The sequence below is a fragment of the bacterium genome, assembly GCA_016699595.1.
Taxonomy (GTDB): Bacteria; Patescibacteriota; Dojkabacteria.
This window is the reverse complement of the sequence record CP064982.1, coordinates 17,542-43,188: the sequence shown is the minus strand read 5'-3', so window position 1 is coordinate 43,188 and position 25,647 is coordinate 17,542. Positions and strand designations below refer to the sequence as shown.

Genomic DNA, 25,647 nt, shown 5'->3' with positions numbered 1-25,647 from the left:
AGCACAACTTTCAATAATAAAGCAATCTTATCACAAATTTCTACCTGATTGCAATTATTATTGAAATTTTGGTACCTAAAACGAACCAGTGTAAAAACCCATAATTACACTTCATACAAATTCAAGATTATTTTTTACAATTATCGTATCCAAACTTATCCCAATTTGCCCTATCATGAAAGTTGTCTGATACTTCAAATCGAAAGCAGTACAAATCCAATGGCTCTTTGATAAACTTCCTCACATACTCTTCTCCACAATGTCCGCAATTTGTCGTTATTTCGTAATTTGTACCCGGAAACCTTTGCTCAATATCAACAAGCAAATTACTTGGCTTATACTTTACTGATGTACTAAATGAAATGATGTTTAGAGAAACAATCAAAATAGTAGCAAAGAAAGTCAACGAACCAAATTTCTTGACAAACATAACCAATGTAGTACGACCTCCATAAGCTTTGTCTTGCATATCAAAAATGTTTGACATCAAAGCAAGTCCGAGACCTACTCCTGCTAATATACCCGTAAAGGATCGAACAAAATTTACAGATTCATAAAACGGGATAATGTCATTTGTAAAAATTTCAGCCAAAAGTTGTGATCCACCATCAAATGCCATAGGTAGCAAACAAATTGCAAAAAGCCCAAAAGTCAGTTTATCCGTCATTCTTGGAAACTTTTTCAAATAGACAAACCAAGCTGATATTGTCATACCTGCATACATACCTATATCTCTGCTACATACAGCAAGTTGGTAATCAAACAAATGATAACTTCTCCAAGGTCTTTCGTGGCAAAAGAACTGATAAAAGTTATATAGCAAATCAGCCAGATAGTCAAAATTGAGATAACGAAAAATAGGTGCCAATATTGGACCCAATGTGAATAAAGTCAAAGCAGACAAAATTACAACCTTCCATTTGCATTTAAAGTACAGCTTCATAACAAAAATATATAGGTAACAGATAAGTAGCAGTTCGAACTTTCTTTGTACAATACTTTTACTTGTCTAGTGTAACCCTGATTGCTGGATCAGGATTGTATAGCCCAAATCCATAATTCATAATACCTAGCCTTGTTCCATTTGTCAGAAATTCAGCTTCTACCTTTGTAGCTACAGTATTTCCCATTTCAGTTGTCGATCCTGCAAAGTCCAAAACTTCACATTCTACTTTCGAGATAAGTCCCGTCGGATCGGAAACTTCTTCTATACTGATAAAGCCATCGCTAGACATGGGGGTAATAAACACCTGCATTGGCACTCCCGGATTTGCCCACACATCAAAAAGCCTGTGAATATCTAATTTTGTTACATAATCAGGAGTTAAATCTAACATGTATTGATCTGAGAAACTGGAAGAAGTTACAAAAGGTCTAAAATATCTTTCAGCGGCTAAGTTAGCTGGCCAAAATATCATATTCGAAGAAACAATATTGGCAAGACCTACATTATCATAATTTGGAGCAGTCGTTCCCGGAGCTACAGGAAAACCACTACGCAAGTTGGATGTGAAGCCCATTGAGTAATTTTTGTATTCATCATTAAGTGAATCATAAGTTATCAAATCCAATTTAAAGGCAGAAATCCCCTCAAAACCGATCAAAGTACTACCAACAGCTGCTGGATCCAAATCTATAGGAATTGATTCATCTTTATCTATTTTCAGCCTTTTGAGAAACTTAGTTGAAAATTTCTTGCAAGTCAAAGTTTTGTTTGAAGTAACATCTTTCATATCACAACTGAAAGACATAGCCAAAGGATCACTTATATACTCACAATTCTGCACCTCTCCACCAAATATAGATTGTCCTATCGCAGTGATCTCAGCATTGCTGACTCCAGTTGTAAAAAAAATATCCTCTTGAGCAGATATTAGCTGCTTTACCTTTTCTTGACCATACGAAGTTGACCTTGATTTGTTCTCCTGCATCTCAGCTACTTTCGACAAATTCAAAATCAAAATTGCAGTAGCAGTAGCTATTACTCCAAATATCGCTATATAGATCAATACCGTTATAAGTGTTTGGGCATTTTTTTCGTACAATGAAATTCTCATAGTGTATTTGATAATTTTATAAATAATCCATATTCTTAGTCCCTAAAATTGATTGTCTGAAAATATTGGAAATCAGCGGATCATATGTATCAGGTTCTCTCAATTCTGATTCTGCACGAAAAGCGACAATCAAAGATACATTTCTCTCTACAACGCTACCATCAGGCTTTATTGTCCTATAAACATATAATTTAAATGCCTGGTTGGCAGGCACAATTCTAACATTATCACTAGTTGCATACTTCTCTTCATAACTCAGAGGATTTATGCTCGTAGGAATACCATTCCAGGTCCGTTTGACAAACTTATTTGTCGTTCCATCCCAAAGCCACATATATTGCCTATTGTTTTTGATGAATCTAACACAATTTGTACCAAAAACATCTATAACATTTATATTATCACCACAAGGAAAAACATAATCAGCTGCCGAGAAATCTTTTTGCATATTTGAAAGAACTAAGTCTAATTCGTTGTTTACCTGAACTCTTAAATTATTCTTGAAACTAACCTTTAGCAAAACTGTAAGACTCATAAGTAAACCAGTTATCAACATACCGAAAAGTGCCACGCTGATCAATACTTCCAAAACACTAAATGCTTTTTTGTTCTTCAAGGTCAAAATTGACATCCGAAATTATTTGAAGATGCATGACCAAAGACAGAAAATCCACCAGTATCAGGCAACATCTTGCTTGTCAAAATACCATTCACGAGGTTTGTATACACCTCGTCGGATGATACCTTGGTCAGTGCTTTTATACCATAACAGTATGTATTTTTCGAATTAGCAACTTCTTTCAAAAAGATTTGAACACATATTGGAAACTGAGGTTTCTTGTTCAAATCAACAGGATACTTATACTCTTCCAATATCCCCTCAGTACAATTATCTCCATTTATTTCCGTAGCTGATCTCTTGTATATATGTTTCACCGTCGTTCTTCCATTATCAACAATTTCCTCTACACTATCAGCGAACAATACTCCATCTTGCAAGTAGCTCTCTAAATAATTCGCAGGTATATCAGTATGCAATTCCAAGATATTTTGGATATTCGAAACTGTGCTTGTAAGTGCTTGGTTTGCCAAATTTTGTTGCTCAATCTTTTGTGCCAAGATCAAAGATCTGTTGAAAAGAGCAAATGTCGCTGACAAAAAAACACCTACGAGAACTACAGATATCATGACTTCAACAATAGAGTAAGCAGTGTTTTTTGAAAGCTGTTTGACGAAATTTATAGACTAAGTTTATCAAGTCTAGAAACAAGTTTCAAATGAAATTAGGATATACTTTGGATATAGTTTAGAAAGTTTTAAGAAGCTCAAGATACTAAGCGATTGCTATGTTGCATAATCTCGACCAGTGTGATACAATACAATATGACTTCTCATAGTGAAGTAATCAGACAAAACTATCAAGATGCCCGAGCATTTGCCTTAGCTACTAAGGAACTTGTCTTACATCTTGTACGACACGAAATCTCATATGTCGAAAATCCATTCTATCCCTTAGAGCGAATAGCGCAAATCATTCCTGTATCTATAGCTTTTTTTCGTGCACAGTACCATCTAAATAATATCGATCCATCTAGAAATAGTGATTCACAGCAAGAGCTAGATAGTGAAACTATCTTAGCAGTTCAAAGATCCATAGATATACTAAATTTACACATCAGAGGGAAGACCATGGCAAAAGCATTGACCGGTGGCCTACGAGATCAACTTGAATCTTCTCGACTTTCATACAAAGCACTTTATTGTGCCTTGCAATTGTCGTTATCACTGCTTGTGACAAGTATTGTGGGGATATATCAGTCTAATAAGTTTGACAATCCAAACTTATTATATTTCTTACCAGAAATTGTTGTATTTACAGTATCTTTAACTGTCTCCCATATGTCATACAAGCGTGCGATGCAAAGAAACAGACCAACTGAGGCATTGAGTGTTTATAGAGATGACGAAGTTAGAAGATTATCACTCTCAGGTAATCCCGACTATGTAAGTAAATCACACATAACACTTCTTTTATTCGGACTTACGAAAGAAGGTAACCTTGGTGTATTGAGAGACGAAGTTCTCCAAAATCTCAGCAATCCGAAAATTTACGACGACAAAAGTAACAGAAGACATTTTTTGAATTTATTGATTCTGTCAGAATGTTTAAGTGATCCTAAAAAACTTGCAAAGCTGATAGCTTATACTTTCAACGATCGAGAATATTTGAAGATTTCAAACGATCCTCGATTAAATCATTCTTTCAATGAAACTCTTAGGAATTATCGTAATGCACCCGACAATATTTTCAATCCAGTAAATACTGATCCCGATACATTAGCGACAAAGCGTGAATTCTCTCGAGTACTATTTGGTATGGATTTGCCTGATTTGATAGATCAGTTTCTGAGATACATGCCTGAATTTCAGTCAAAAAATGACTCTCTAAGTGCTTTGCACTTAGAGACATCACACATCAACCTTTTGCGGCAAATAGCAAATGAAGATAGTTCATATCTTGTAGTTTTGCAACAATTAAACATAGTCGATAAGAACTCGATTGGCGAGGTATTGTATGCTGATTTGACAACAATGGTTCAGCAAGCTTTATTTGATGAAACTGGGAAAGCATCAATCTTCCCAGCAAGCAACTTTTATACTCTTGCCGATACAATCAAACTATTCACGAGAGAACAAAAGGAAAACCTACTAGAGATCATCAAAAAACAATTGGGCAATATAGATATATCAGGTAAAGCACTAAGGCCATTTCCTACAAGTATCAGAGATTTAGTTTCTATGCTTGACGGAAGAGATCTATTTGCAGGATACATCTCCGATGTTACACAAAGAATATTTTTCCCCAGAGATGATAGCCCAGACACTATCATTGCTGTCTCCAAAAAACTTCCTGGCATTGTTGAGAAGCTGTCTATCACGGATATTGAAAAAATTAAAGCAATTGTTGATCTAATTGAATCCAAAATAGATGGACTACTTAGTCAATACAAAAATCAAAATGCGTACGACAGTAAACTTATCGCTGCCAGGATACATGCTATAGACAAGATATTGGTAGGTCTGGGATATGTAATGACTAAGAATAAGAATGACGATCTCTGGGCAGATCTTCAAAAAAGAATCACTGCGGTTATGGAGAAACTTGCAACCAGTGAAAAGAAGGCATCACTCGACATTGCACTGCAAGCTCTCCTACAAAGGAGCTCAGATTGATCGATACTAACTGTGAAGTAGAAGCTCTCACTACAACAAAGTGAGATAGTTTATCCAGTGCTACAGGTAGCCTTAATTTCTAGCACCTAATAATTTAGCAAAAATTTTTCGCCTCTGCCTATTTGGATTAGGTCTATTAGTAGTGACTTCTGTCACAACCACTTCTTTCTCAACTATATCTATCACTGGGACTGCTACCCTAGCTTGAAAACCTTTTGTTAAATCGACATATCCGCTTAGTACATTACTTTCACCATAACGTAACCCACAAGCTGTGACATGCAACATAGCTATAGTCAAGGCAATAGCCAAAGCCTTGTCTTGATCAAGAACTTGTCCTTCAGATGCTTGATTTGCTAAAGATTCTGAAGCGATAGTAATCCCGTCCTGTACGATTTCAGCAATGACTGCTCTAGTCTTCTGTATATCTTCATTGATTTTTTGTTGAATAGGTGGTAGCGGATGCAAATTGCCTTGACTCAAAATGTGGGGTCTTTTGTCCAGTACCCTTGAAACTGCTTGTAAGTATAATAACAACATTATCCCTTTTACAGGGGCAACTAGTTTTTCGTAACCATATTTAGCCATCAACTCCTCACCCGGCAGGATCATGCCAAGCCTTGAAACTTTTGGATGATAGTTAAGTTGTCCTTCAAACGAGAAATGCTTCAGAAAATCATTGTGCCAACCAATTACGGTTGGATCATCAGCAAACATGAAATCAATCTCATCTTTTTGCCCGGGCATAGGATTCGGACTATGGGCATGTACTAGACAAATTAACTTTCCTGAGTCTGTAGAAAGGTGTAAATCACCTTCTCTATATCTTGCTTGTTGAACTCCACATAATGCCTTGATAAGTGTATTTTTTCTACTTTATCTACGACATCATATTGTCTTGGAAGACATGATTTAGCCGGATTCAAACCGGCTATTTCATTGACAAATTGGGACACATCTGGATAGCCTATCTTCAAGAGAACACTTGCAACTGTTGTGAGTGCGTTTGGTGCCAAAAACGATGGAAAGTTTACATTCACAATTTGTTGTTTATTCGGTGTATATGATCCCCTATCTTTACTTGTAATTGGAGCCATAAATTTTAATCGCAGTGTATTTGTATTTAAATTACCAAATTATACCAAAACCATCTCACTATTGCAAATAAAAACATGCTTTAGGTAAATGATCACAGCGAAGTTCACCATTATTTTGACTTGCAAAAAAGGTCTCTATTTCAAAGGAAAATAAATGAGAGTACTAGAAACAGCAGAAGACTAAACTTCTACTGTTTCTTTGAGCGTAGGATATCTTACATTCAAATTTGGATCTAAGTTTTGGATTTCTGTGACTAGAGCTTCACCTTGAGGAACATCAGCATGTACTATAAATACATTTTTCAAATTCTCAAAATGATATTGCTTAAAAAACTCCATCAATCCACCATTATCAGCATGACCGGAAAAGCCAAAAAGTCTATGTATTTCAGCATTAACCGGATACTTTCTTTTGTCTATAACTATCTCCTTTGCGCCATCAGCAAGCTCCCTACCCAAAGTTTCTTCAGCTTGATAACCTACCAAGACTACAGAATTTTTTTGGTTGTGAATGTTGAATGCCAAGTGATGAAGGACTCTCCCTCCGTTACACATACCTGATCCGGAGATGATGACGATCCCTCTTTTCTTGTTTAAAAATTGAGAATCCCTGAAATTTCTAGTGAAGTACAACATTGGAAAATTGAAAGCATTATCACCATTCTCAAAAAACATCTTTGTCTCTGCATTCATATAATGCCAAGATTTCTGATAAACATCAGTTATCTTCGTTGCTAGTGGTGCATCTACATAAACTTCAAGACCGTAAGGCAGCTTGTTGAACATCTTTGCCTTCTTTAGTTCAAACAGCAATTCTTGAGTTCTTTGTGCTGCAAATGCTGGAATGATCACATTTCCACCTCGTTTTGTAGTTTCTTGGATAATGTCAATTAGTTTGTTCACGGTATCAGTTCTATTCTCGTGATACTTTCCTCCATATGTTCCCTCCATCAAAATAGTATTTGGCTTAAACCCATGTGCAGGAGCAAAGAAAGATATCAAACCTTGTCCTTTGTGCCCAATATCACCCGAGAAAAGTATCCTTTTTGTTTCGCCATTTTCTACATATGTCATTTGGATAGATGCAGCACCAAGTATGTGACCAGCATCTACAAATTTGAAAGTTAGAGTATCAGATATATTGACATCTTCGTTATATTCGTGTGCTTCAATCTGTTGCAATGTAGACATTGCATCTGCAGTAGAGTAAATAAACTCAGCTTTTGTAGAATGTTTGTCAGCTTCATCGGAATTTGAATTTATACTCAACGCTGCTTCTTTGTTGTAGTTTTTCAAATTTGACTCTTGAATCTTTGCAGAATCAAGCAACAACAATTCTGCCAATCTTGCAGAATTTGGTGTGCAATACAATTTTCCCATAAACCCTTGCCTCGAAAGTTTCGGCAAAAGTCCTGAGTGATCTATATGTGTATGAGTAAGTATCACAAAGTCAAGTTCCGCTGGATTGAAAGGGAAATCTTCATAATTGTGATAATCTATTTGTGGACCTTGAAACATTCCGCAATCCACCAAAAATTTTTGAGACTCAGTCTCAACATAGTAGCAGGATCCTAGCACCATATGTGCAGCTCCCGCAAAAGTAATTTTCATAAGTTTTTATTCCTCCGAGATAAGTTATTTATACAATTTAACTGAAGTACAAGCGAGATATACCAACCAACAAAACTAGTATAGAAGCTAGTTTGCAATAATTTATCAGCTAAGATATTCTTCAAGCTATATAAATATCTCTAGTTGATATTTTCTCTTCATACAAACATGAATTTTGATAATTAACTATAGCTCAAGAGCTAAGTAAATATTTTTTTATAACGATCTGATGTCCTTGGGTTGAATGAAATTAGGCCATGGCCATTCATCATCTTGTCTTAATTTGTCAATTATAGCTGGACCTTCGTCTTGTACACAACTTTCCAAATCATCATTTTGATCAAGAATATCCAAACCCAATCCCAATAAAGTAAAATTGCAAGTATGAGTAATTTCTTTTGCATATACCTCACAATCTACTCCAACATTATGCCTCTCGCACAAACCTCGAAACAATCTGACGCCTGCCTCATGATTGATATAGTTATAAGTCCTGACAGTTAGCGCACCAATTAAAACCATACGCAGAATGCACCCTTTGAAACTTTTCATTTGATAAATTTCATACCTCCCCTCTCAATTTCAAAGCATATTTGAGAGTCTCAGTATCAGCATAGTCTAAATCCGAACCTTTTGGTAAACCTATTCCAAGCCTTGTGAATTGTAGCATACTTCGACGATCTTTACTAGTTTTTTCAAGCAATTCTTGTTTAAGATAATTTATAGTAGTTTCACCCTCAAAAGAAGGATTTAAAGCAAAAATAACTTCAAGTTCAGTAGAATTTTCCAACAATTCAGCTACTCTTGAAATCAAAGCACCTATCCGAAGATTTTCTGGCATAATTGCTTTCAGTGGAGATAGTAAACCCCCCAGGATAAAGTAATAACCTTCATATTCGCCCACTTCCTCTATGCTGACAACATCAAAATACTCTTCTACAACCATTATCTTGGCCAACCTTTCACCACTACACACTTCACAAGTTTCAAAATCTGACACTATCCCGCACTTATTACAAAACTTCAATTTATCGAGCTCCAATACTTCATGTATCAAGTTTTGAGATACAACTTTATCCCTAAACAAATGTATAGCGATTCTACTAGCCATTCTTCGACCAATACCTGGCAAAGATGCCAAACTCTCTGATAAATTTTCTAAATTTGCTGGTAAAGTCATACAATTTTAGCTACCCATATTTCCAAGCATTTCTTTAAGTTGTCCCAAGTCCATATTTTTTGCCATATCTTTTTCAAAAGATTTTCTTGCATCTTCCATAGCTTCGAGAATTTGTTTGACCATCAAATCTTTCATCTGAGGATTGCAAAGCTCATCTTCTATATGCAGTTCAATAACTTGTTGCAAACCATTTATGACAACATTGACTTTCCCTGACTTTGAAGACCCAGAGAATCTTTGAGTTTTCATCTGTGCTTCCATTTTTTTTGCTTCTTGTACAGCTTTGAAGGCATCTTTCATACCTCCAATACCACCTAAATTTAGAGCCATAAGTTTTGTTCATCCCTTTGGTGACAGGGATCAAATTTTAATATTTAAATATTTGAATGTCTGAATGTTTGAATATTTGGATTTCTCGTCAATTCACAAAGTAACTAGAGAATTGAAAAGTTCATATATTACGCGATTACTTCACCAAATATTTCCTTTATATCTATCACCTCGTCAGTATTTTCAATGCTTTTGTCAACTATCACATTTAGTTTACCAAAATCAGTGATATACTCAGAAACAATGTCCTGTATCTTATCAAAATTTCGTTTTATTTCAAGCACACTTTTGATGTACTTTGATTTCACAGCAATTGTCAAGGTTCCTTGTGCATACTCCTTTATCACAGCACCGGTAAGATATTCTGACAATCTACTATCAGTTTCTTTCAACCCAGATACAAGTTTAGTTTTTACCTCATCCATAATTATAGTTACATTATTGTGAGAAACATCTACATTACTAGCAGCATTATCTTTGTTTGTAGTATTTTTGATATCTTGGATCTCTTCTAAAGCATTATTTCCTAGTTCACCACTTGAAACATCATTTGACATTTCTTTTTGCGTAATGTCAGTCCCCGAAAAGCTATTCAAGTTTGGCTTATCTTTGGTACTATTAGTAATTTTGAAAACTTTCCATAAATACACATCAAACCAATCAGATGAATTTTGCGATGATTTCATTTTGGACCTCAATTCTAAAAATAACTCCAGCACCTTGAATCTTGTCTCAATATCAAAAATGGAATTGAACTTTAGGAAATTTATCAAACTAACTACCATATTTTCTACAGAGATAGTCTTCAAAACCTCTTCTTTTGATGAGATGACAGAATCAAAATCAGCTTCTTGTAATTTTATAAGTATGCTAAGCATGCTATCTTCATTCGGCAATCCTAGTTTGAAAATAACTTCATCATATGTGATTTTTTTATCATCCGAAATATCTGAAGTAGTAATCAGCTTTTGAAGTATAGATTCTGCATCACGAAAACTTCCATTTGCTGCTCTTATGACAAGCTGAAGTGCCTTTTCTTCGATATCCAACTTTTCATTTTGCAAAACTTTCTTCAGTTTCTTTTCAAGTTCAGTATCACCTGCTAGGCGAAAATGAAATTGTTGACATCTTGACTGGATCGTTACAGGTACTTTTTGCACATCAGTAGTACATAGGATGAAGATTACGTATTCAGGAGGTTCTTCAATGGTTTTGAGCAATGCATTGAATGAAGTGTCTGTAAGCATATGTACTTCATCAATTATATATACTTTGTATTCAGAAATAGCAGGCTTGTAGTTCACCATGTCTTTGAATCCTTCGACATCTTCTATTTTCCTTCTTGAGGCAGCATCAAATTCCACTATATCTACGAAACTCCCTTCCTCGTAACTTTTGCAAATATCACACTTCAAACAAGGTTCTCCATTTTTTGGGGTTAGGCAATTGACTGCTTTGGCAAAAATCCGAGCAGCACTAGTTTTTCCACAACCTCTTGGACCTTCAAAAATATATGCATGTGAAAAATCTTTTTGCTTGATTTGAGCTTTGAGAACTTGAGTGATATGATCTTGACCAAGTAAGTCGTCAAATATTTTTGGTCTATGTTTATTGTAAATAGTGGACATCTAGATGATATCAAAAAAGTAATTCTATGAGAGTAGCAAAAGCAAGTGTATCAAAACACATGAACTTTTGCAAAAGAAAGTTTGTCTAGATGAAGAATTCCAACGAATCAACTTTGTTGTCGAGATTCATTTTTCTCAGCTTGAGCTACATATTCTTTCATATAAGCTACAATCTCTGCTAGTTGAGCTTCATCTGCATTCCCTACAAGAAAATCAAATATGAAAGAATTTACTTCATGCAATGTAGAGAAGATGATATTTGTCAAAGCCTCTTTGTCTGTATATTTTTTGTCGATAATATCGACAATATCGAACAAAGGCTCTTTGGAGGAAACTAGCAAAGCTTCTTCTCTGTCTGAGAGATTTGCACCAGCTAACAATTTGTCAAACAACACTTCTTGTTGTTCTGGATAAACTTGATCTTTCTGTTCATCAGAGAAACCAAGGATTGACATTATTTTGTTTACTTAGTTGAAATAGATGAGTATATAAATTCTAGTAGTAAGGTTTTCCTTACTCATCGGCTAATTCTATATAATGATCAAGAATCTGATGTGCTACGTCTAACTTTGCATTACCTATTAATCTTTTGGCTATTGTTGAACCAGCAAACCCTATTATAGCTAAGAAAGCAATTATCGCCTCCCTTGAAGTTACAAATGTACTAATGGCATTCAAAACATCTGGAGCAAAAATGTGTTTACCTAAATTATTTATAATATCTACCGTTGACCTATGCACCATTTCGCCAGACAGACGAACCAAATCGTTTGATAGGAAGCCTAGACCATTAAGCTCGTTTAAACCTAAAAATGCTACTCCACCTCCAATTACCAAAGATGTAACTAAGACTAAATTATATGATAAAGCTTCTCTCCAACGACTCGGCTTAAATTCTTCATTCACACGGCACCTTAAAATACCTACAGCAATTGGTTGAATCCATTTTCCATCCTTTGCATAAGTTCCTTCTGTCAATTTATTCAAAGGTGGTCCTTCTAGATCTGGTGCTATTTTTCCCAACTCAAATGCCAATAGATGAGAAACATAGAGTCTGAATGGATTTGTAGGATACATTCTACTACCTCCCCTCATCTCATCTTTGGCATAAATTTTTGGGCCAAAACCATTAAAAAAATCTCCAGGTTGTGGTTCTATTGGATTGTCTTTGTTCATAATTTTTCTGTTAGATATAATGACTAATTTCTAACTAGAGTATACACCTTTGCCATAACAAAGTCAAGCATTTTTTGTAAAGCTAACATCACTTACAAACCGTTCCTTGCTTCAAACAGAAGATCCAAAAGCGCCTTTCTTTCTGAACCTGAAGTTTCATATGTTACCATAGATTTGTCATAATTTGTACTTATGATCTTCACCTGCAGGAGTTCGTTTTTCAAGAAGTAAAACTTCAAAATCATTCCATGACTTGTACCTACCCACATATACTGATCAAAGAAAAGATTTCCTAGCCCATAAAATATAGGCTTTCCTTGGTATAGTTCAAATGTTTGTGGTTGATGTGCTTGTGTACCAATGACAAGATCTGCCCCTATGTCGACAATTTTTCGAAAATCTTCCTTTTGACCCTGAACAGGCAAGTAACATTGCTTGAAAATTATGTTCGTGTCAGGATATGCGTAGCATTCAGTATACTGAACAGACACTATCACAAAAGCACCTTCTGATTTTGACTTAGTTATATCACTTTGAATCTTTGCCAGGTCGAAACTATTTGCTCCAGGATTCGAAGTAGCTATAGCATAAGTATTTTTCAAAGTATCATAGTAGTTGTACCCCAAAAAGGCTAATTTTGTATCCCCTATTTCTTTGTACAAAGTCTTTGCTGCATCTTCTGCATTTAGTCCTCCTCCAAAGTATGATAGACCATTCTCATTATATAGATTTATGGTACTTTCATTCGCTTCAAAACCCCAGTCATTATTGTGATTTCCAGTAAGTTCGACTATATCTACTCCAGCTTTTTGCAATAAACTTAGTGAACTGAGGTCAGAACAAAACCTAGTATCACTGATAGTGCAATTGCTTGTCATGCTAACTTCATTTGATACATGAGTCAAACTTGCATTTTGCAAAACTTCTTTTATGCTTCCTAGCATAAAATCAATCCCCATTGATCTCATTTTCATCAAGTATTGCCTTGACATAGCAGTAACACCAGTCATCTGGAGAGTCTTTATCTGTGATAAGGTTATACCAGTCTCACTTGTTGAAGCGTACCCATCAAAAAGTGCATTTAATTTGTTCTTTGCTTCAAGGATGAATGCATTTGCTTCATTACTTTTGTCAATTGCATTTATACCTATACTCAGAAATCCTTTTGATATGTCGTCAAGGTAGTAATGATTGTTTAGCAACAATAGCTTGTATTTGTAATCCAAGTATCTAGGCTCAATGAAAGAGATTGATTTTTCTTCCTCTAAATATGTCAAGAATTCATCTTGATCAGCAAATTCCTTGAGCAAACTCAAGTCTTTGTCTAAGTAATTCAATACAAGACGCACATCACTGCAATTTTCGAAACAACTATAAAGATAATCATTTGTTAGATCAACACTATCAAAGGTTTGATAAAAATGAGTTACAGGTATCATAACCTTGTAGTTCAACTTCTCTTCTAAAGATAGCGAGACTTGTATATCTATATCTGGAGTATTGCTTTGTGAAGAAACTTTTTGTAGTTCCCATGCACTTGAGGTCAATTCATCAATTTGAGAACTAAGCGTCAAATCTAGGTTATCTTGGAGATCTGGAAAAAATGTGTAGTATATCTTTAGTTTCTCAGGTTCTTTTTCAAACGATGAAAACAAAATCTTCGTTCTTTGTTGTGCGAAGAAAATTGAAATTACAATTACAAGGAAAGATACAAAAAGTAATTGGGCAGCTTTTTTCATTTGTTCAAAGAATTATCTTCTTGGGGTACCCTTGACACTACTTGCTCGTTTTGCAGCCCTTCGCCTTCTCTTCATCTTTGATAAGACTTTGTTTACCTGTGCCAACTCTTGTTGTTTTTTTCGAAACTTGGTTCTCTTTTGAAGAGTTTCAAGAATTTCTTCAGTAGATGCTGCTCTTTGAAGTCTTCGCAAAGCCGAATCTATTGGTTCTCGTGGTGATGCTGTAACTGTCATAAATTTTGTAAATTATAATTTTTATTTATTCCAAATCATTTTGACGACTTCATCTACAAAAGGAAGTCTTTCCGTTTGATTTTTATTGAATTTCATTACCATCAATACTGCAACTACAAGGTATACAATTGGCACTAGAAAGCTCACAATTGCACCGATAAAAGGAATTAAGTTTACAACTCCTACAAAAAGTACGATAATTATACTAAATGCGATAGATTGTCTTGCATGAGTGACTACCATCTTGTCGTCATCTCCGACATACATCAAACCTCCAATTATTGGTAAAAACCAAATCAGTATTCCCTTTACAATATGATCCGTAACTATAGGTTTAGTTGGAGCTGGGTTTGGATTTTCAGCTTGTTTTGGTTCTGTTGCTACAGGTTGTGTAACCGAAACTTCTGCATCGCTTGCAGGAGTTGGTTCGACATTTGTAGTTTTTGGTTCAACTGTTTCTGCTGTTTGAGGTGTGTTGCCTTCCATATTTGTATGTCAGATAACTTTTAAGTTATCTCAAATTTGATTAAAATAATTGAATTTTTTTGAAAAGATATTTTTGAAATTCGGGGCGGCGAGACTCGAACTCACGACCTTCCGGTCCCAAACCGGACGTTCTAGCCAACTGAACTACGCCCCGTACTTTGCAAATGATAGCAAATCAAAATGGATATTTCAAGAAAGATAGAGGTTTTTTGATCTTTTTCTAAATAAACAGAACTTCATTCCGTATAAATATAGCAACACAAGCTAAAGAGTGCTTATAAAGTACTCTTTAGACGAACTAGACAAGCATATCAATTATCTATAGAAGTTCTTTTGAATAGCCGCAAATAGTAAAACCAAGAAGAAGGCGAGAATTCTATTCCCAAATAATCTGCAAGTGTTTACGATTACTTATAGCACAATTTAAAACCTTATTCTACCTGCAAATCTAAGAAGGGCAAATTTTAAAGGTTTATGATTTTTCAATCCTTCTAATTCAGTATTGATCTGTAATATTCGGTTCTCAAGCTCAGCTAACCATCCTCTTATTGAGTCAGTAGTTTTATATCCATGTAATTTTATCCTGCAGACAGATTCTATTTGATCCAAATTCTCGCCTTCTTGAATACTAGTTTCAATCTCTTCTATCACAGCAATTAGTTCGGGCGATGGGGTTTTCTTCTCCTTGATTATTGTGACTGCTTTCGCGATGTTCTCCGTTTCACGTCTTTCTGTTAATTCCATTTTTGCTGCTTCCAATATTTGATCGCGAAGGTGTAAATTCCTAAGCAAATATTTTGGTACAGTGCTTCCATTTACTTTATGATGGACGCCAATTTCACGCAAATATTCTATAGCCATTTGGGGATCGATTGGGAGATACTGACATTCTTCCAATAATTGTTTAACATAGGCCTCTTTGTAATTCTTTTCGGCTAGCAATTCTTTTGTCCTTGCAAAATTACTTGCTTCAACTGCTTTACCATAAATCTGGTCTGGAGTCATCCTCCCTCCTCGCATTTCCTTTTGGTAACGATCAAACAAAGCACCACGTGATTCAGGTTGGTAACCTTTTTTACGCAAATTTGCATAGTCAACAAATTGTTTCTCCAGAAGAGAACTTCTTTGCTCTGCTTCAAACTTAGCTTTTAATTCCGAGTAGCTCTTATTGGTACGCACTGGGTAACCTAAAAACGCTTCGGCCGAATTAAGTTTGAATTTAGTTCTTATTGTAGCTCGTTCTTTTGGCATAATTTTATTTGTTATTAAGTGATTTAGTTTTACTATATTGTATCACAAGATCAAGGAAAATGCAACAAAGAGTTTCCATATCAAAATCAAGATTACCTAGATCCACCTCTTCTTCCTGCCAATTCAATTACTCAACAATCTCTCAGCAACAAAGCCAAAATTTCATATTCCTTGACTTTCTATAGTTTGCCCTGTTGCAAGCATCTTGCACTTGAGATTTTTGATTTGTTGACGAACTAAGTACTTTTATTTCTTCTCAATGCTATTGATAAACTTTTCTATTATCTCTCCAAGGGTATTGATATTTACCTTAGTACCACCATTCATAGGTGCTGCAAAAGTCAAATTCTGAATCTCTGTATTTATTCCAGCAGAGGATTTGTCAAGTTCCATCCAATAATTGCATGCTATATTGATAAATCTGTTTTCCTCTTTATCAAAGTATGACAATTGCTGAACTGTTGGAGAATCTCCTGACCATCCTTGAGGAAATGTTTTATAGTCGAACTCTATCAAATACAGATCATAAGCTGACTTTTTAGGGACACTTACTTTTACTTTTTGAAAGTTAGCAATTTGATTTTCTCTATATTCAAAATATGGATTTGAGTCGTTAGGATCTGGGTTGTCCAATAGAACTTTAGAGTATGCTTTTGTCAAATCTGATTGCTCTATATACCATTCAGCTCCACCTAAACACCCATAACCACCTGAAGTATCAAATCCGATTGAGTACCTACCAACTATACTGATGTTTATTCCTCCTATATCATTGAAGCTATTGAATGTCCCATCAGCTCTTTTGGATCCTACATCAACCCTCCAATTTTCTGGATAATCAAACCGAACATACTTTCCCTCATTATGAACGAACTTTACTAGAGAGCTACTATTGGTAGATGAACTTATAGATCCAGAACTATTTGATTTGTTGGACGAATCTGTCAAGGAAGATGATTGATTTGAAGTTACCATAGTCCTAGTGCTAGAAGTATCAAGAGATTTACTTTGGCTAACTTGGGTTGAGCTCTCCTTCCCGTCTTTCGTAAGTAGAAGTAATACTAGCGATGCTAGTATACAAGTAATTACTAGAAGTAAGATTATCAAAAATATTTTTGTGCTGTCATTATGCAATATTTTTTGAAAGCGATTTGTTGGTTCGATGTTTTCTTGAGGCATAGTTTGTAAATTTAGGGTGAATAATATTTATTTTTTTTGTATGCTATTGACGAACTTTTCTATTATTACAACGAGATCATCTCCCTTCATAAAGTTGGAGTCATTTTTTCTATCCAAAACAACTGCTCTATCCCAAGAAGAACTTGCTAAATTTGAACTCAAAGGGATAAATGCTATTGTGTTCACATTATCTGGTTTCGCATAACCAAAATCAGGATCCAAACTAAAGCAATTCTGACTTGTGCCATTACAAATACTACCTTGATTTGATGTAGCCATTATTTGAATTCTTCTACCATTATATATACTTTCCCCGTTATAAACATTATCTATACCTTCAACATCTTGCGCAAAAGTGAATTCTATGAAGTAGCGATCATTCAAGTTCATCTGTGATACTTCGAGATCTTTGATTGGATACTTTTTTAGACTTTCCTCTATTCTACTTACTAGAAATTGGTTGTTTATAGAATCAATCATATAACCTACTCCACCTCTTGGCAAGAGATCTGTAACTTTCATTGTATAACCATCTTTAGTTAGAATGATCTCATTGATATCATCAAAACTTGAAAAAGATTTGTCGCTTTTATTGGAAGTTACTTCAAGATTCCAACCTTCTGGATAGTCAAACCGAACATACTTTCCCTCGTTATGTAAAAACTTCAACCCTTGACTAGAACTACTTGATGATTCAGAAGATTGACCTTGTGAAGATGATTCGACACTACTAGTTGATCCAAATGTTTCTTCAGTATTTGCACTGCTTTCAAAATCATATTGATACGCTAGCGAACTACTACTAGAAGATTGTGTTATCGCAACAAAGTTGTTTTGCGACTTTCTAAATACCCAGAAGCTTATCAATAGAATTAGCAAAAGTATAGTTACAAATATTGAAAATCCAAGTAACCAGTAAACATGCTTCTTTTCTATGGTGAAATGAGCTTCAGCAGTATTTTTCTCGTTTATTTGTTGTCCATCAGGCAATTGAGTGAACATAATTTTCTTTTTTGAAAGTCAGGCAAAGCTAATTAGATAACATGAATTATCTGAATTATTCAAACAACAACTACAATAACTTAGACCAACAGTAGTAAGTCTGACCAAGTTTTGACTATTTTATAGCAAATGCAGATCACTTGTAAAGTGAAAAGAGCAACATTCTTGACAAACTTCAACTAGTTTACTTCAAGTGCAATTTTTCCAAAGTACTTTTCACTATACCTATATCAGATGTTTTGACATCTTTTATAAGCATAACTACAAACAACAACATTAACAATGCAAAAAATAAATTGAATATGATACTTTTCCACTTATCAGGCATTTTCCTTCTTGTAATTATTTCTACAAACAAAACTAAAATGTGCCCACCATCCAAAGGAGGAATTGGGAGTATATTTAGTATGCCAACTGACAAACTAATTCCCGCTAGCAAATTGACTATCTCCAAAAACTTATCACCTTTCACATACTTGTATGTGATCTCGCCAGCTTTCAAAATAGTGCCAGTTCCTTGTGAAATTGGTTCCAAACTATCCTGCGCTTTTGATTCACTTATCAAGTATCGAATTGATCCGATGGTATATTTTGATATATTTAGTGTGTGTGCAAATCCAGAAAAAACTTTATTTTGAGAATAATTCAAAATGTAAAATCCAGTACTTGGATTATTTCCAAATCCAGCAAGAACTTTGCCTTCTTCATCTTTGTAATCTAGATAAAGCTTGTACTCTTTGTATCCCTGTTCGTATGGTGACAAGGTTTTCAATGTCACGGTTTGACCAAACTTATCTTGCAGATAGTCTTTGAACTGATCAATAGATCTAATCTCTATCGCATCAACTGCCCAAAGAAATTCTTCAGGTTGCATACCAGATTCAAGAGCTGGAGTATCTGCTAGAATATCTGTAATCAAAGGTTTGTTTACGATTTCTTCTTGTACGCCGACAAAATTTGTCTGTATATCTGGAAGTTGTGGTATATATGTTTGAAAGTTTGTGAATGATAAGTAGAGTGTATATGCAAAAATTGCAAGTACAATATTCATCAAAACACCAGCAGAAAAGACAAATAGCTTTTGTACAGGGTTTTTGCTACTCAATGAACTTGGGTCATTTACATCCCTACTTTCCCCCATTATTTGACAATACCCCCCAAGTGGTATCAAATTCCACCGATAATCAGTATCACCTTTCTTTTTTTTCAGTATAGAAGGACCAAATCCAAAAGCAAAAGCTTCAACTTTGCACCCCGTAAGCCTTGCTGCTATATAATGCCCAAGTTCATGGAGCAACACTATGAGTCCCAAAATGAAACTAAAGATGAGGATTGATTTCAAAATCAAAATTATTTGCATGTGGTCATTTTAATATATTCTCAAAACATTTACCAGTAGAATGCTACAGAACTTTATATTTCATAAATACTTGTATATTAGAGTGCATTTATATTAAAATAGATTATCATAACCGGAAACTATGGGACCTTTGCACGAAAAACAGCCTAAAAAACCAATAGCCCCAAGAGTCATTACGGAAATTTCTAAAAAAGTGAAAGAGACAATAAACAGACATAGACGCGGTATTTTATCCTTGTTGTTTATTGCTTCTTTGTCAACTTTGCTTCAAAGTTCTGGAGCACCTTATAAACTTGAAAGACCGAAACCAGCCCTAACTAAAGTTCTTGATTCCGTGGGTGCAAGAGAGAGCATTGGAGCTCGAAACAATGTAGCTGTTGTGGATTTCTTTCCGGTCACTCTTGAAGATGAAGAGGCAAGTTTTCACAGAATACTTGGTTCTACAAATATTGATCAAGAAGCAAAGAAAGTTTTATACTTATTTTTGAACGAATATATGTCGCACGGAAAAACTGTGCTTGATGTCTTTCAACACAGAATGGGACCCTATTTCCCCGAAAATGTCCAAGCCTACTCTTTGAATGAAGCTATACAGATTACTTATGCAGAAAAAGATGAAATTGGTAACTATAAAATCAAGATCAAAATCAGTGCAGAAAAGTTAAAGCAAGTGATATCTCAAATAGATGCCCCTATAGTAAACCTTAGCTTGCAAGTCGGAACTATAAAAGGAAAAATCGACATATATCGAATAGAACGCCCAAAAAATCCCTATACTATAATTGGCGTCGGAATAGATGGTCATATCACACATAATTTTTTTGATCCCTCTGGAAATCCTATTCAAGAATACGAATACCACATAGGTTCAGCAAAGTATAATCCATATAAAATACTCTTAGAAGACGAAGCTTACTTGTCGTATCAAGACGGTTATGCAGGCAGTGAAACATACAACAACCTAAAACAGATGGCAAAAGTAGCTGCTACTTTTCCAGATAAATTCTTTGTGGTAGCTGGAGGCAACCCATCTTACTATGAAGGTCTTGGAATCCCAGACATCAGAGAAGCAAGAGAACAGCTTGAAAACGAGGGTTTATGGCCCGACAATATTTTGGTTGTTGGAGTTTGGGGCAGTGATATTGCTACAGGGTATGAGGATTTTTCATATACTGGAGAATTACAAAAAGGCATGGATCTTTGGGTATCTTCGAAATTAATAGCTCAACCTGCATCAAGTTTTGCAGCGGCAACAATTGCTGAAGCAATTGCAGCCCACAGCTCAAAAGGTGAGAAAATTGATCGAGATACAGCTCTTAAACTGCTCCAACCTTATATTGTAATTGCTGATGATGGAACTCGTATTTTCACAGGAGGCAGTAGCACTCATAAAAACAATAAACCAAAGTCTATAAAGCCTATTGAGAATTAGTTTTATGTGCGATGCAGCTCTGTATTCTAATTTGGAATAGTTGCACTCTTGATGTCTGAATTAATATCATGTAGATAATCTGAATACTCCTTTTCATCGATGATAAACTCTACCCCATAACTTTCATAGCCTTTGACCAAGTTTTTTATCCAACTAATGATATCGGTCCCTTTAGAGAAATTAAATTCTGGAGTGATCTCTCGATTCCAGAAACTCAAATCTGATTGTGACAACAAAGTGGATCCCTCAATTTTTTGCAAAACTACATCTCGATACGCTTCGTATTCAGATGGGATTTTTATCTGTATAATACCTCTGGCAAGTAAATCTTTCATGAAATCTGCGGGACTTATCGGATGTGGAGGCTTGATTTCTATGTATTGATTTGTTTCTATTGTTTGACTTTGGTCAGAAGGATTAGCGTCATCAATACTAGGAACTGGAACACGACTAATCACACGAACTTCGCTAGGCATTGAGCTTGCTCCTCCTTCTGATTCTACAATAATTCTTGTGAACTCTGGCAAGCGACCAGCACTCTGATTTGCTTCTTGAGGTCCATTTGCATAATCAACCAAAAGTGGTTGACCATCCTCACCTTTGACTAATCTATAGGCTACGCCATTTTCAACCTCAGTTCCCTGCATTTTGAAATCAACTACAGCATATAGGTTGCCTTTGTTATCTATGATCGGAACATATACTTCGCCCTGAATATTTCCTTCTGGGTTTATAGATTGGTCCATAACTATATTTCTATATGGATCTGGTTCAAGTCCAGCAGCTTTCGCAAATCTTAGTGCAGTAGGAATCAGAAACTCCGAAATTTTCCTCACTATCTCTTGTTCTTGATTAACCTCAGCTTTATCTGAAATTGCAGTTGGCGAAGGTGTAGCTGTTCCTTCCTACAGGATTTTCAGTATCACCTCCTATACTCGGAGAAATCACGGCCATTGAAGTTGCTTGAGGTCTGGTTGGACTGGGATTCCTATTTGCACCTTCGTTAAAGCTAAACAAACAGGTAGATATTGACAGACCAAGAAGTAAGGTAACATAGACAGCTCTTTTTCGCATCAGGTTTCGGGGTTCGCCTGTAGGGTTTTCTGTATCTGCCATATATTTTTATTTTTAAAAATTAAAATAATTTACATTGTATATTAGTGAACCATACAATCCCAAATTCAGAATTATAAATCATTTGCTAAACTGCATCCTATACTTCCATCAAGCTACTTTCCTTCGTTTTCAATCTTTCTTCGATCTCTTTGTTTGCATCATCAACATCTTTTTGTATAGCTTTTTCATCTCTTTCAGCCTCATCTTCGGTCAGAATCTTTTCTTTCAACATACTTTGAACCTCCTCTCTTGCCTCTGCTCTAGCCTTTCTAACTGATATCTTGGCCTCTTCAGCTACTTCTTTTGCCTTTTTTACCAATTTCTCTCTTGTTTCTTGTGTCAAAGGAGGAACTGGAACTCTGATAATATCTTCAGACAGTATTGGATTTAGTCCTAGATCTGAAGCTTGAATGCCTTTTTCTATATCTTTCAAAGTTGATTTATCAAACGGTTTCACAACAATCAATGTAGCATCTGGTGCAGAAATACTAGCAACTTGATTGAGCGGGACTTTTGATCCCCAAGCTTCTACCATTACTGAATCCAAAATAGCCGGGTTTGCCCTCCCAGTTCTGAGAGTCAAAAACTCTCTTTCCAAAAATTCTATTGCGTTTTGTAATGATATTTGAAGTGTAGACATCATTTGAACTTTTATATTGTTGTTCTATAAATTTCTTTGATTTCCATTTTTTCACCAATTTTACCAGCTACTTCATTGAAAATATCTTTTATCTTCTTCGACTCATCCTTGATCCAAACTTGCTCCATCAAAACAGTCTGTTCGTAAAATTTTTGCAAGTTACCCTCAATGATTTTCTGCTGTATTTCCTCTGGTTTTCCATCTAACTTTTCTTTCGCCAATGCCATTTCTCTTTCTTTAACTTCCACTGGAACATTTTCAATATTTATATAAACAGGGGCTTGCGAAACGATTTGCATAGCAAGTTCTTTTGCAAGATCACGAAATGCATCTAGTTTAGCAACAAAGTCAGTTTCACAATTCAAAACTACTACACCAATGACTTGTCCATTGTGCAAGTAAGTCCCTATATAACCTGCTTCAGCAGCTTTGTCAGCTCTTTTTTCCAGTTTTGCTACACCTCGCTTTCGAAGTTCGTCAAAAGCTTTCTCGACATCTCCACCTGCTACTTCAAGTGCAGATTTTGCATCAGTAAGACCAGCCCCTGACATTTCTCTAAGTTTTTTGATTTGTTCTAATGTAATTGACATAAAGTTATCGTATAAAAATTAGTATAATAGATATATCCACCAACTACCTTCTTGCTACTTCCATTTTTGTATAATCTTTGAATATATGCTTGATTCCACCTCCTTGATTACCATCAAGTATCGCATCACCTATAAGTTTCAACATCAAACTTACCGCACCTACAGCATCATCATTCGCTGGAATTGGATAATCCACAGTAGTTGGATCAGAATTTGTATCAACGATACCAACAACAGGTACTTTCATAGCATTTGCCTCACGAAGTGCATTTTTTTCAAAATGAGTATCAATAATGATAACTAAACTAGGTAAGTTAGCCATGAATTTGACTCCACCATATAGTTTGTTCAACCTCTCCCACTCTTTTTTCAAAACAGAGATTTCATATTTTGTCATATCTTCGACACCCTCTTCAAACATTTTCTCAAGTTCATTCAACCTTTTTAAGGATTTTTTGACTTGCTTGAAATTTGTTAGTAAACCACCCGGCCACCTGTGTGTAACAAACATTGCGCCAGATCTTATAGCCTCTTCTTTTGCAAGTTGTCTTGCTTGATTCTTTGTAGCTACAATCAAAACATTTCCTTTATAACTTCCTTCTTGAATTGCGTTAAGTCCACTTGAGAGGCACTTCATGGTTTGCTCTAGATCTATGATGTGAATTCCATTCTTAGCAGAATGTATGTACTTCTGCATTTTAGGGTTCCACTTATTGGTCTGGTGACCAAATTGAGTTCCAGCTTTTAAAAATTCTTTGAAATCGGGAAATTTAATTGACTTGAATGTCCTCTCTGGTTTTTTCTCCTCTTTGGAATTGTCGACTTGATCTTCTTGGGAAATATCAAGGTCAATTTTTTGGATGTCAGTTTCAATTTCTTCAGGTGTAATTTCTTCGAGATTTTCATTCGAAACAGTTTGTTGAGGTGCAATTTCAGTTATTGTTTCAGTCTTTTCCTCTAGGGCACTTGGATCTGCCTGATTCTTTGTTTTTGTCATAAATTTCTTTTTCCACCGTACATGCATTGGTATTACCCAACAGAAATTTCATATACGTGCTAAATTTAGTATTGAATATCATTTTAACACAACAAAGAAACTTTTCAAATAATAATTTTGCTCATAAGACCCTGATGCACTGAAATTTCCTAAAACTAGATATGTTTAGACAAAGTTTATCTACAACTACTAAAACAAACCTTTTAAACTCGCAGATTATGCTAGCGAATACTTACCTACATTGTCTCTCAAAACAAACCCACCCATTTCAAGAACAGAGAGATTTACATTGATATCGTTAATACTAAACTTGCAAAGAATACTCAATTCATCAACATTCAAACTGCCAGATGTCAACTTGTCCACTATACCAACCTGAATTGGATTCTCAAAAGCTATATCATTACTTTTGTACTTATTTGAATTATCCTTTATATTCAAAATTGACCTAATATCATCCGGCTCCAATACCATATGAGCAATGTTGTTTTGTATCAACCAATTTGTCCCTTTGTGATAGGTATCTGTAATCATACCCGGAATTGCAAAACTTTCTCTACCCTGATCTATAGCTAACCTTGGAGTTATCAACGAACCTGAATTCATTCTAGCTTGAGTAACTAATGTTCCCAAACTCAATCCAGCCACAATTCTGTTTCTATTTGGGAAATGACCTAGATGAGGATCAGTTCCAATGGGGTATTCTGAAACTATCAAGCCATTACGAATGATCTTGTCATATAAGTGGTAGTTTGCTAAAGGCGTAGCTTTTTCTACAGACGATGCGAGTACAGCTATAGTCGGCTTGTTTGCATTTAATGAAGCTTCATGTACTATACTGTCTGCACCAATTGCCATTCCTGAAACCAAAGTAAAGTCATTTGCTAGTTCTTCTCCAAATTTTTTTGTTGTTCTTTTCCCGTATTCGTTTAGAGTGCGACTTCCAACTATAGATAGCAGATTACTAAAGTTCAACACCTCAATTTCTAGACTTCCTTTATAGTATAAAACCAAGGGTGGATCATAGATACTTGCAAGCGATGAAGGGTAATCCTTATCTCCCAAGAAAGTAAGTTTTACATCCAACTCCGAAAGTCTGTCTAAGTATAGATTTATATCTTTAGCAACCTTCCAGAAACTTGCTAAAAGTTCGGAATATTCACCTTTATTTGCTTCAAGGAACTGATTTATACTCCCAAATTCACCTAGCAACTTCATATAACTTCTTGGTCCAACACCTTTAATCATAGAAATTATTAGTATGTTTTTTTGCGAGTCTGTATATTCCATATCTCAAATTAGTCTTGT

At 35.3% G+C, this 25,647-nt stretch carries 27 protein-coding genes and 1 tRNA gene; 2 read left to right on the top strand and 26 right to left on the bottom strand.

What is annotated here, in order from left to right:
* Positions 1 to 127 precede the first annotated feature (127 nt).
* The 4 genes from IPJ91_00290 to IPJ91_00275 are packed head-to-tail and all read right to left on the bottom strand — an operon-like array spanning position 128 to position 3,245.
* Positions 128 to 943, bottom strand: a complete 816-nt coding sequence (locus IPJ91_00290; GenBank protein ID QQR93584.1) for a DUF2085 domain-containing protein — start codon at positions 941 to 943, stop codon at positions 128 to 130.
* A 58-nt stretch (positions 944 to 1,001) separates the two neighbouring features.
* Positions 1,002 to 2,057, bottom strand: coding sequence for a type II secretion system protein (locus tag IPJ91_00285; GenBank protein QQR93583.1), 1,056 nt, complete (start codon positions 2,055 to 2,057; stop codon positions 1,002 to 1,004).
* Between the two features lie 16 nt (positions 2,058 to 2,073).
* Positions 2,074 to 2,688, bottom strand: a complete 615-nt coding sequence (locus IPJ91_00280; protein ID QQR93582.1) for a prepilin-type N-terminal cleavage/methylation domain-containing protein — start codon at positions 2,686 to 2,688, stop codon at positions 2,074 to 2,076.
* On the bottom strand, positions 2,676 to 3,245 hold the full coding sequence (locus tag IPJ91_00275) for a hypothetical protein (protein QQR93581.1): 570 nt from the start codon (positions 3,243 to 3,245) through the stop codon (positions 2,676 to 2,678). The genes IPJ91_00280 and IPJ91_00275 overlap by 13 nt, the downstream gene beginning before the upstream one ends.
* Positions 3,246 to 3,440: 195 nt before the next feature.
* On the opposite strand from IPJ91_00275, the gene IPJ91_00270 reads away from it, so the two are divergent.
* Complete coding sequence (locus tag IPJ91_00270; GenBank protein ID QQR93580.1) at positions 3,441 to 5,291, top strand: hypothetical protein; 1,851 nt, start codon at positions 3,441 to 3,443, stop codon at positions 5,289 to 5,291.
* 72 nt (positions 5,292 to 5,363) lie between these two features.
* On the opposite strand, the gene IPJ91_00265 is transcribed toward IPJ91_00270, so the two are convergent.
* The 17 genes from IPJ91_00265 to IPJ91_00185 all read right to left on the bottom strand — a co-directional run bounded on the left by IPJ91_00265 (position 5,364) and on the right by IPJ91_00185 (position 19,564).
* On the bottom strand, positions 5,364 to 6,038 hold the full coding sequence (locus tag IPJ91_00265; GenBank protein QQR93579.1) for a hypothetical protein: 675 nt from the start codon (positions 6,036 to 6,038) through the stop codon (positions 5,364 to 5,366).
* A gap of 32 nt (positions 6,039 to 6,070) precedes the next feature.
* Positions 6,071 to 6,388 carry a hypothetical protein gene (locus IPJ91_00260; GenBank protein ID QQR93578.1) on the bottom strand — a complete coding sequence of 106 codons (318 nt, stop codon included), beginning with the start codon at positions 6,386 to 6,388 and terminating at the stop codon, positions 6,071 to 6,073.
* Positions 6,389 to 6,568: 180 nt separating this feature from the next.
* Complete coding sequence (locus IPJ91_00255; GenBank protein QQR93577.1) at positions 6,569 to 7,999, bottom strand: MBL fold metallo-hydrolase; 1,431 nt, start codon at positions 7,997 to 7,999, stop codon at positions 6,569 to 6,571.
* A 216-nt stretch (positions 8,000 to 8,215) separates the two neighbouring features.
* Entirely contained in the window at positions 8,216 to 8,551 is a 336-nt protein-coding gene (locus IPJ91_00250; GenBank protein ID QQR93576.1) for a hypothetical protein, read from the bottom strand.
* 10 nt (positions 8,552 to 8,561) lie between these two features.
* Positions 8,562 to 9,179, bottom strand: coding sequence for a recombination protein RecR (gene recR, locus IPJ91_00245; protein QQR93575.1), 618 nt, complete (start codon positions 9,177 to 9,179; stop codon positions 8,562 to 8,564).
* 6 nt (positions 9,180 to 9,185) lie between these two features.
* A complete protein-coding gene (locus tag IPJ91_00240; protein ID QQR93574.1) occupies positions 9,186 to 9,509 on the bottom strand; it encodes a YbaB/EbfC family nucleoid-associated protein in 324 nt (107 codons plus the stop codon).
* A gap of 128 nt (positions 9,510 to 9,637) precedes the next feature.
* Entirely contained in the window at positions 9,638 to 11,137 is a 1,500-nt protein-coding gene (dnaX, locus tag IPJ91_00235) for a DNA polymerase III subunit gamma/tau (GenBank protein ID QQR93573.1), read from the bottom strand.
* Positions 11,138 to 11,244: 107 nt separating this feature from the next.
* Positions 11,245 to 11,592: a hypothetical protein gene (locus IPJ91_00230; GenBank protein ID QQR93572.1), complete on the bottom strand. Its 348-nt coding sequence runs from the start codon at positions 11,590 to 11,592 to the stop codon at positions 11,245 to 11,247.
* 58 nt (positions 11,593 to 11,650) lie between these two features.
* Positions 11,651 to 12,313, bottom strand: a complete 663-nt coding sequence (locus tag IPJ91_00225) for a hypothetical protein (protein QQR93571.1) — start codon at positions 12,311 to 12,313, stop codon at positions 11,651 to 11,653.
* Between the two features lie 92 nt (positions 12,314 to 12,405).
* A complete protein-coding gene (locus IPJ91_00220; protein ID QQR93570.1) occupies positions 12,406 to 14,052 on the bottom strand; it encodes a CapA family protein in 1,647 nt (548 codons plus the stop codon).
* Positions 14,053 to 14,064: 12 nt separating this feature from the next.
* The gene (locus IPJ91_00215) at positions 14,065 to 14,286 is read right to left on the bottom strand and encodes a 30S ribosomal protein S21 (protein QQR93569.1); all 222 of its coding nucleotides are present in this window, start codon (positions 14,284 to 14,286) and stop codon (positions 14,065 to 14,067) included.
* Positions 14,287 to 14,307: 21 nt separating this feature from the next.
* A complete protein-coding gene (locus tag IPJ91_00210) occupies positions 14,308 to 14,772 on the bottom strand; it encodes a DUF4870 domain-containing protein (GenBank protein ID QQR93568.1) in 465 nt (154 codons plus the stop codon).
* Between the two features lie 80 nt (positions 14,773 to 14,852).
* Positions 14,853 to 14,926: transfer RNA gene (locus IPJ91_00205), tRNA-Pro, on the bottom strand.
* A gap of 269 nt (positions 14,927 to 15,195) precedes the next feature.
* A complete protein-coding gene (locus tag IPJ91_00200; GenBank protein QQR93567.1) occupies positions 15,196 to 16,023 on the bottom strand; it encodes a hypothetical protein in 828 nt (275 codons plus the stop codon).
* A 246-nt stretch (positions 16,024 to 16,269) separates the two neighbouring features.
* On the bottom strand, positions 16,270 to 17,202 hold the full coding sequence (locus tag IPJ91_00195) for a hypothetical protein (GenBank protein QQR93566.1): 933 nt from the start codon (positions 17,200 to 17,202) through the stop codon (positions 16,270 to 16,272).
* Between the two features lie 27 nt (positions 17,203 to 17,229).
* Positions 17,230 to 18,204 (bottom strand): hypothetical protein, encoded by a 975-nt coding sequence (locus IPJ91_00190; protein ID QQR93565.1) that lies wholly within the window; start codon positions 18,202 to 18,204, stop codon positions 17,230 to 17,232.
* A gap of 184 nt (positions 18,205 to 18,388) precedes the next feature.
* Positions 18,389 to 19,564, bottom strand: coding sequence for a site-2 protease family protein (locus IPJ91_00185; protein ID QQR93564.1), 1,176 nt, complete (start codon positions 19,562 to 19,564; stop codon positions 18,389 to 18,391).
* A 121-nt stretch (positions 19,565 to 19,685) separates the two neighbouring features.
* Here IPJ91_00185 and IPJ91_00180 point away from each other — a divergent pair, with 121 nt between their 5' ends.
* Entirely contained in the window at positions 19,686 to 20,996 is a 1,311-nt protein-coding gene (locus IPJ91_00180; GenBank protein QQR93563.1) for a hypothetical protein, read from the top strand.
* Between the two features lie 26 nt (positions 20,997 to 21,022).
* Here the strand turns inward: IPJ91_00180 and IPJ91_00175 are convergent, their stop codons facing one another.
* The 5 genes from IPJ91_00175 to dprA all read right to left on the bottom strand — a co-directional run bounded on the left by IPJ91_00175 (position 21,023) and on the right by dprA (position 25,629).
* On the bottom strand, positions 21,023 to 21,832 hold the full coding sequence (locus tag IPJ91_00175; GenBank protein QQR93562.1) for a hypothetical protein: 810 nt from the start codon (positions 21,830 to 21,832) through the stop codon (positions 21,023 to 21,025).
* 377 nt (positions 21,833 to 22,209) lie between these two features.
* A complete protein-coding gene (gene frr / locus IPJ91_00170; GenBank protein QQR93561.1) occupies positions 22,210 to 22,755 on the bottom strand; it encodes a ribosome recycling factor in 546 nt (181 codons plus the stop codon).
* Positions 22,756 to 22,763: 8 nt separating this feature from the next.
* A complete protein-coding gene (gene tsf / locus IPJ91_00165) occupies positions 22,764 to 23,342 on the bottom strand; it encodes an elongation factor Ts (protein ID QQR93560.1) in 579 nt (192 codons plus the stop codon).
* A 43-nt stretch (positions 23,343 to 23,385) separates the two neighbouring features.
* A complete protein-coding gene (gene rpsB / locus IPJ91_00160) occupies positions 23,386 to 24,339 on the bottom strand; it encodes a 30S ribosomal protein S2 (GenBank protein ID QQR93559.1) in 954 nt (317 codons plus the stop codon).
* A 216-nt stretch (positions 24,340 to 24,555) separates the two neighbouring features.
* Positions 24,556 to 25,629, bottom strand: coding sequence for a DNA-protecting protein DprA (gene dprA, locus IPJ91_00155; GenBank protein QQR93558.1), 1,074 nt, complete (start codon positions 25,627 to 25,629; stop codon positions 24,556 to 24,558).
* Between the last annotated feature and the right edge of the window lie 18 nt (positions 25,630 to 25,647).

Excerpts from the sequence above, each read along its gene's own strand:
- IPJ91_00290 (QQR93584.1), bottom strand. The coding sequence starts at position 943 with ATGAAGCTGTACTTTAAATGCAAATGGAAGGTTGTAATTTTGTCTGCT.
- IPJ91_00285 (QQR93583.1), bottom strand. The coding sequence starts at position 2,057 with ATGAGAATTTCATTGTACGAAAAAAATGCCCAAACACTTATAACGGTA.
- IPJ91_00280 (QQR93582.1), bottom strand. The coding sequence starts at position 2,688 with ATGTCAATTTTGACCTTGAAGAACAAAAAAGCATTTAGTGTTTTGGAA.
- IPJ91_00275 (QQR93581.1), bottom strand. The coding sequence starts at position 3,245 with ATGATATCTGTAGTTCTCGTAGGTGTTTTTTTGTCAGCGACATTTGCT.
- IPJ91_00270 (QQR93580.1), top strand. The coding sequence starts at position 3,441 with ATGACTTCTCATAGTGAAGTAATCAGACAAAACTATCAAGATGCCCGA.
- IPJ91_00265 (QQR93579.1), bottom strand. The coding sequence starts at position 6,038 with ATGCCCGGGCAAAAAGATGAGATTGATTTCATGTTTGCTGATGATCCA.
- IPJ91_00260 (QQR93578.1), bottom strand. The coding sequence starts at position 6,388 with ATGGCTCCAATTACAAGTAAAGATAGGGGATCATATACACCGAATAAA.
- IPJ91_00255 (QQR93577.1), bottom strand. The coding sequence starts at position 7,999 with ATGAAAATTACTTTTGCGGGAGCTGCACATATGGTGCTAGGATCCTGC.
- IPJ91_00250 (QQR93576.1), bottom strand. The coding sequence starts at position 8,551 with ATGAAAAGTTTCAAAGGGTGCATTCTGCGTATGGTTTTAATTGGTGCG.
- recR (QQR93575.1), bottom strand. The coding sequence starts at position 9,179 with ATGACTTTACCAGCAAATTTAGAAAATTTATCAGAGAGTTTGGCATCT.
- IPJ91_00240 (QQR93574.1), bottom strand. The coding sequence starts at position 9,509 with ATGGCTCTAAATTTAGGTGGTATTGGAGGTATGAAAGATGCCTTCAAA.
- dnaX (QQR93573.1), bottom strand. The coding sequence starts at position 11,137 with ATGTCCACTATTTACAATAAACATAGACCAAAAATATTTGACGACTTA.
- IPJ91_00230 (QQR93572.1), bottom strand. The coding sequence starts at position 11,592 with ATGTCAATCCTTGGTTTCTCTGATGAACAGAAAGATCAAGTTTATCCA.
- IPJ91_00225 (QQR93571.1), bottom strand. The coding sequence starts at position 12,313 with ATGAACAAAGACAATCCAATAGAACCACAACCTGGAGATTTTTTTAAT.
- IPJ91_00220 (QQR93570.1), bottom strand. The coding sequence starts at position 14,052 with ATGAAAAAAGCTGCCCAATTACTTTTTGTATCTTTCCTTGTAATTGTA.
- IPJ91_00215 (QQR93569.1), bottom strand. The coding sequence starts at position 14,286 with ATGACAGTTACAGCATCACCACGAGAACCAATAGATTCGGCTTTGCGA.
- IPJ91_00210 (QQR93568.1), bottom strand. The coding sequence starts at position 14,772 with ATGGAAGGCAACACACCTCAAACAGCAGAAACAGTTGAACCAAAAACT.
- IPJ91_00200 (QQR93567.1), bottom strand. The coding sequence starts at position 16,023 with ATGCCAAAAGAACGAGCTACAATAAGAACTAAATTCAAACTTAATTCG.
- IPJ91_00195 (QQR93566.1), bottom strand. The coding sequence starts at position 17,202 with ATGCCTCAAGAAAACATCGAACCAACAAATCGCTTTCAAAAAATATTG.
- IPJ91_00190 (QQR93565.1), bottom strand. The coding sequence starts at position 18,204 with ATGTTCACTCAATTGCCTGATGGACAACAAATAAACGAGAAAAATACT.
- IPJ91_00185 (QQR93564.1), bottom strand. The coding sequence starts at position 19,564 with ATGCAAATAATTTTGATTTTGAAATCAATCCTCATCTTTAGTTTCATT.
- IPJ91_00180 (QQR93563.1), top strand. The coding sequence starts at position 19,686 with ATGGGACCTTTGCACGAAAAACAGCCTAAAAAACCAATAGCCCCAAGA.
- frr (QQR93561.1), bottom strand. The coding sequence starts at position 22,755 with ATGATGTCTACACTTCAAATATCATTACAAAACGCAATAGAATTTTTG.
- tsf (QQR93560.1), bottom strand. The coding sequence starts at position 23,342 with ATGTCAATTACATTAGAACAAATCAAAAAACTTAGAGAAATGTCAGGG.
- rpsB (QQR93559.1), bottom strand. The coding sequence starts at position 24,339 with ATGACAAAAACAAAGAATCAGGCAGATCCAAGTGCCCTAGAGGAAAAG.
- dprA (QQR93558.1), bottom strand. The coding sequence starts at position 25,629 with ATGGAATATACAGACTCGCAAAAAAACATACTAATAATTTCTATGATT.